This is a genomic window from uncultured Arenimonas sp., from assembly GCF_963976025.1.
Taxonomy (GTDB): domain Bacteria; phylum Pseudomonadota; class Gammaproteobacteria; order Xanthomonadales; family Xanthomonadaceae; genus Arenimonas.
The window spans coordinates 1-5,609 of sequence record NZ_CAXBJS010000168.1; the positions used below are offsets into that span (position 1 = coordinate 1).

The 5,609-nt window shown below is 69.8% G+C and carries 3 protein-coding genes; 1 reads left to right on the top strand and 2 read right to left on the bottom strand.

All coding sequences use genetic code 11. The annotated features are described in order from the left end of the window. Nucleotides 1-700 (top strand): c-type cytochrome (locus AACZ35_RS11735; protein ID WP_339829478.1); only part of this gene is annotated, 700 nt, incomplete at its 5' end. 15 nt (nucleotides 701-715) lie between these two features. On the opposite strand, the gene AACZ35_RS11740 is transcribed toward AACZ35_RS11735, so the two are convergent. Then, nucleotides 716-3,766 (bottom strand): diguanylate cyclase, encoded by a 3,051-nt coding sequence (locus AACZ35_RS11740; protein ID WP_339829480.1) that lies wholly within the window; start codon nucleotides 3,764-3,766, stop codon nucleotides 716-718. Beyond that, nucleotides 3,763-5,433, bottom strand: a complete 1,671-nt coding sequence (locus tag AACZ35_RS11745) for a diguanylate cyclase (RefSeq protein WP_339829482.1) — start codon at nucleotides 5,431-5,433, stop codon at nucleotides 3,763-3,765. The genes AACZ35_RS11740 and AACZ35_RS11745 overlap by 4 nt, the downstream gene beginning before the upstream one ends. Nucleotides 5,434-5,609: the final 176 nt, after the last annotated feature.

Genomic DNA, 5,609 nt, shown 5'->3' on the forward strand with positions numbered 1-5,609 from the left:
CGTCGGCAGCGAGCGCGTGGCGGGCGATGCGGAAGCCGGCGCCGGCGTGTACGCACAGCACTGCGCCAGCTGCCACGGCGAGGAGGGCGAGGGCATCACCGGCACCGCGCTCGGCAACCCGGCCATGCTGGCCTCCACGCCCGACAACTTCCTGCGTTATGCCATCGAACACGGCCGCGACGGCACGCCGATGGAAGGCTTCGCCGGCACGCTGTCGCCGACCCAGATGGACGACGTCACCGCCTTCCTGCGCAGCCGCGCCACCGGCTGGAACGCCGAGCCGCGCCCGCTGGTGCCGCCGCCGGCGCTGGCCGACGCGGTGCTCAACCCCGACGCCGAAGCGCCCGAGTTCGAGTTCAAGAACGGCCACTACATCACTGCCGCCGACCTGGACCGCATCCTGAAGGAAAAGCGCCGGATGGTGCTGCTCGACACCCGCGTCGCGTCCATGTGGCAGCTGGCGCACATCAAGGGTTCGGTGCCCATCCCGTATTACTCCGACCCGGAAGCCGTGGTCGCGGCGCTGCCCACCGACGGCACCTGGATCATCAGCTACTGCGAATGCCCGCGCGCCGCCGCCGATTCGGTGAACAAGTTCCTGCGCGAGAAGGGCTTCACCAATACCGCGGTGCTGTGGGAAGGCATCGGCGGCTGGGTGGCGCTGGGTTATCCGACCTCGGTGGGGCGCGCCGACCCCTGATGCCGCGGCCGGGGCTCAGGCCCGGGCGGCGGCGAAGACGCGGTTGCGGCCGCCGGCCTTGGCTTCGTAGAGCGCCTGGTCGGCCATGTGCAGCAGGTCTTCCGGGTTTTGGCCGGCCAGGGGAATCGCGCTCAGCACGCCGGCGCTGATGGTCAGGGTCTGGCTGTCGTTGCCCAGGGCGCGTGGCGGCAGGGCTTCAACCAGCAGGCGCATGCGTTCGGCCACGCGCTGCACGGTGGCCAGGTCGGCGTCGATCATCAGGCAGGCGAACTCTTCGCCGCCAAACCGCGCCACCAGGTCCTGTTCGCGCATGGCGCTGCCCATGGCGGTGGCGATGGCGCGCAGCGCGGCGTCGCCGGCGAGGTGGCCGAAGCGGTCGTTGTACTGCTTGAAATGGTCGACGTCGGCGACGATCAGGCCCAGTGGTTTTTGCTGGTCCTGCGCGCGCTGCATTTCCGCCTTCATGGCCTCGACCAGGCGGCGGCGGTTGGCGATGCCGGTCAGCGGGTCGAGGTAGGACAGCTCGGTCAGGCGCTGGTTGGCGTCGTTTAGCGCGGACGTGCGCTCGGCCACTTCCTGGCGCAGCTGCCGCTGGCGCCGGCGCAGGCCGCGGTTGTACAGCGCCACCAGCACCAGGCTGGCAATCAGAAGCGCGACCACGGCCAGGCCCTGCAGCCAGGCCTGCTGCCACCACAGCGGCGGCACCGTCACCGCCAGTTCGATCGGCGTCGCTTCGATGCCGGCGAAGTCGCGCGCTTGGATGCGTAGCCGGTAGTCACCCGGCGCCAGCCCCGAGAAGGTCCGGTCGTGCTGGGTGGTCCAGGCGCCGGGCCTGGCTTCCAGGCCCAGCATCTGGGTGCGATACATCGACTCGCGTTCGCGCAGGCCGGTGAGCAGGCTGTATTCGACGCGCAGTTCATGCTGGCCCGCGGGCAGGCGCAGCGCGCCGTCGGCCGGCAGGGCCACGGTTTCGTTATCCAGTCGCACCGCGGTAAGGCGCAGCGGCTTGGGCGAACGCGCCGGGCCGGGCAGGCTCAGGTTCGGGTCGTACATGGACAGGCCGCCCAGGGTGCCAACCCAGTAGCGGTCGTGGCTGTCGATGAATTGCGAGTTGGTGTTGCATTCGTCGTGCACCAGGCCGTCGCGGCGGCGGAACACGCGTTCGTCCCAGCCGCCTTCCGCTCGCGGGGTGAGCTGCTGCACGCCGTTGTTGGTGCACACGTAGATGCGCCCCTGGCTGTCGCGCAGCGTGCTGTAGATGGTGGGATCGGGCGGCGGCGGTGGCCCGTCCCGGGTGATCCGCTGCGGGCGCAGGGGATCCTGCACGTCCAGGCGCACGATGCCGTGGTGGGTGCTGCTGCCCCAGAGCACGTCGCGGCCGTTTTCTTCGTAGAGCGACAGCGAACGGAAGCCGTCGCGGGGCAGGCCCAGGTCGCCGTTCAGGCGCTGCCAGCGCTGGCCGTCGAAGCGCGCGATGCCGCGCGAGTCCGCGGCCCACAGCCACTGGCGACCTTGCGCGTCGGTCTGCGCCAGCAGCCAGTGCACCGAGCCATGCCCTTCGTCGCCCAGATGGCGAAAGCTGGTCCACTCGCCGCCGCGCAGCCGGTGCACGCCGGCATGGTTGGTGGCGGCCCACCATTCCACCTGGCCGTCGACGCTTCGCGCGATGACATGGTTGGCACCTGTCTCCGGTTGTGTCGGCCAGGGCACGTCGATGGGCCGGACCTCGAAATCGCCGTCGATTTCGAACAGGGGCGCGCCGGGTTGGGACAACACCAGGTGCTGCCGGCCGTCGTTGCCGGGAAGGCGCCACAGGCCGCGCACCGACCGGGCCGGCAGTCCGCCGGGACCTTGCCGGAAATAGCGCCAGTTGCCCTGTTCAAGCAGCGCCAGCCCGTCGCGCGACGAGCCCACCCACAGGCGTTCGCTGCCGCGACCGTCGGGCTCGACCAGCACGCCGAAGCTGCCGTTGTCGGCGGCGCCAAGCAGGGACACGGTGTTCCAGGGGCTGGCCGCCAGCGTGGCGCGGGCAACGCCGCCTTCGGTGGCCAGCCACAGCGATTCGACGCCGTCGCTGTCGTGCTGGAGTTTGACGCCACGCACGGCATCGGCGGGCAGTCCGTGGCGACGGTCGAACACGTCGACGCGTTCGCCGCGGAAACGCAGCAGGCCCGCGCGCGACGCCATCCACACCTGCGCTTCGCCATCGGCATCATGGGTAGCGACGGCCGAGTACAGTGCTTCGGTGGGCAGCTCGCCGGTTTCGGCGCGCCACAGGCGCATCTGGTTGCCGCGCAGTCGCGCCACGCCGCCGCCGTAGCTGACCACCCACAGCGACTCCACGCCCTTGTCCTGGACCCGCTTGATATCGGTCAGCGCCAGGTTGGCCAGGGCCGGGTGTTCGTGGCGGCGCCAGGCTTCGCTGCTGGCGCGCCGGTACCACAGGCCGCGATCGGCGGTGGCCAGCCATTCGCGCGGCTCGCCGCCCACGCTGGCGGTCCGCGCGAAAGCGATGGCGCGGCCAAGATTGCCCACGGGATTGCCCGGGTCTTCGACCCAGGTGTCGCCTTCAAGCCGCGCCAGGCCATCGTTGTGGGCCACCCAGAGTTCGCGCGATTCGCCCTCGCCCACGGTCGAGAACCGCTGGTGGAAACGCGCCTCGCCAACCCGGTGCCAGCCCTTTCCGTCGTAGTAGGCCAGGCCCTCGCGCTCGAAGATGACCCACAGCCGGCCCTGGCGGTCATTGGCCATGTCGCGCACCAGGCTGCGGCCCGGGGCATCGGGGATGTCGTGCCAGCGGTAGCCGTCGAAACGCGACAGGCTGGACGCCGAGCCCGCCCAGACGAAGCCGTCCGGGCCCTGTCCGACGGTGCTCCAGATTTCATCGCCCAGGCCGTCGCGGGGCGTGAAGATGGTGAAGGTGGGCGGGCTGCCGGCGGGCACCTTCAGCGGCGAAAGACGGTTGGCCGGGTCGCTGGAAACGTCCTGGGCCACGGCCGGCAATGCCAGGGCCAGCAGCAGCAAGGCGAGCGAGCGCAGCGTGGCGCCGGCGCTTCCGGGGTTCACGGAGTGACTGCCAGCGGGGCCGCCGGATGCCGGGGCAGCTGATCGTTCCAGCCCACCACGCGGTCGCGGCCGGTACGTTTGGCCGCGTACAGCGCTTCGTCGGCGGCGCGGAACAGGCCGCGCGGATCGGCGAAGGCGTGGTCGGCGGTGCTGGCCACGCCAACGCTGGCGGTGACCGGGATGCCCGGTGAACTTTCGGCGATGGCGCGGCGCAGCTTTTCGGCCAGCGCCATCAGGGAGGCGGCGTCGGTGCGTGGCACCAGCACCACGAATTCTTCTCCGCCGTAGCGGCTGGCCACGGCCTGCGCCGGCAGCTGGCGACGCAGGGATTCGGCGACGCCTTCAAGCACGCGGTCGCCGACGGCATGGCCGTGGGAGTCGTTCACCCGCTTGAAGTGGTCGACGTCGATGACCAGCAGCCCCAGTGTGGTTCCGGCCGCACGCGCCTGGGCAAAGGCCTGTTCGACCAGTTCGTCATAACGGCTGCGATTGGCCAGCCCGGTCAGGCTGTCGGTGCGGCTTTGCGCGCGGATTTCCTTGACGCGGATGCCCAGCGCGACCGACAGCAGCACGAACTCGAAGATGGTGCCGATCTGGAAGCCGTACTGGGTCAGCCAGGTGTGCGGCAGCAGGCCGACCGACTTGGCCAGGTACAGCAGCACGCCCACCAGGAACACCGACCAGGCCAGCAGGAAGTAGCCGGCCGCCGCCTGGCGCGCCCTCAGGCCGGTGATGCCGATGGCCACGACCATGAATACCGTCGTGGCCACGGTGAAGGTGATCGGGCGCACCAGCGTGCCGTAGGAAACGAAGGGCGCGGCCAGCATCAGCGCGAAGATCACCGTCTGCAGGACCAGGAAGGCACGGTCGAGCCAGCGCGAACGGCCCTTGGCACGCAGCAGGCTGCGCGAGAACAGCAGCAGGAAATGCAGCGCCAGCATCAGCAGCACCACCTGGCCCACGCCCCACAGCGAAGGTGTTTCCGGCCACAGGTGCTGCTGGGCGATGCCGTTGAACACGGCCATGTAGCCGCCGTAACACAGCACGTAACACAGGTAATAAGCGAAGGCTTCGTCGCGCACGAAGCCATAGAGCAGGGCGGTGCACAGCGCCAGCAGCACGAAGCTGCCGAACAGCGCGCCCATCGCCAGCTGTTCGGCGGCCAGCGCGGGCACCAGGGCTTCGGGCGAATACAGGCCCAGGGTGGCGTTCACCGGCCCGTCCGAGCGGGCGCGCAGGTAGATGTCGAGGGTCTGGCCGGGTTCGATGGTCAGCGGGAACAGGTAATCGCGGTGCGGAATCGGCCGGGTGGAATAGGGCAGGGTGTCGCCGGTGGTCCAGCGCTTGAGCACCCGGCCCTGGTGCACCAGGTAGAGGTCGAAATAGTCGAGCAGCACGTAACTCTGGCGCAGCATCATGTCGCGCGGCTGGCCGGAGGTATTGGTGACCGAGGCGCGCAGCCACCAGGCCGAACGGCTGTAGCCAAAGCTTGCGGTACGGTCGCCCAGCGGTTCGAAGCGGCGGGCGCCGTCGGATTTCAGCAGGTCATCGAGTTGCAGGGACTTGCCCGGGTCCTCGAGCACCGACAGGTAGGGCAGCAGGTCCAGTTCCTGGTCCCCGGGGCCCAGTTGCGCCGGCGGCGCCGCGGCCGCGGTCGCGGTCAGCATCAGCCATAGCCAGGAGGTCGCCAGGGTTCGACAGAACCGGGCGGGCAAGGTTTCCGGCGGTGCGGTCCTGCGGCAGGCGGCGCTCAATGGGCGGGGCCATGGGCTCAATGTCAGTAGCCGATGGTAATAAATACTGTTGCCGTATGCATAGTTACGCGCAAGACCGGCACACGATG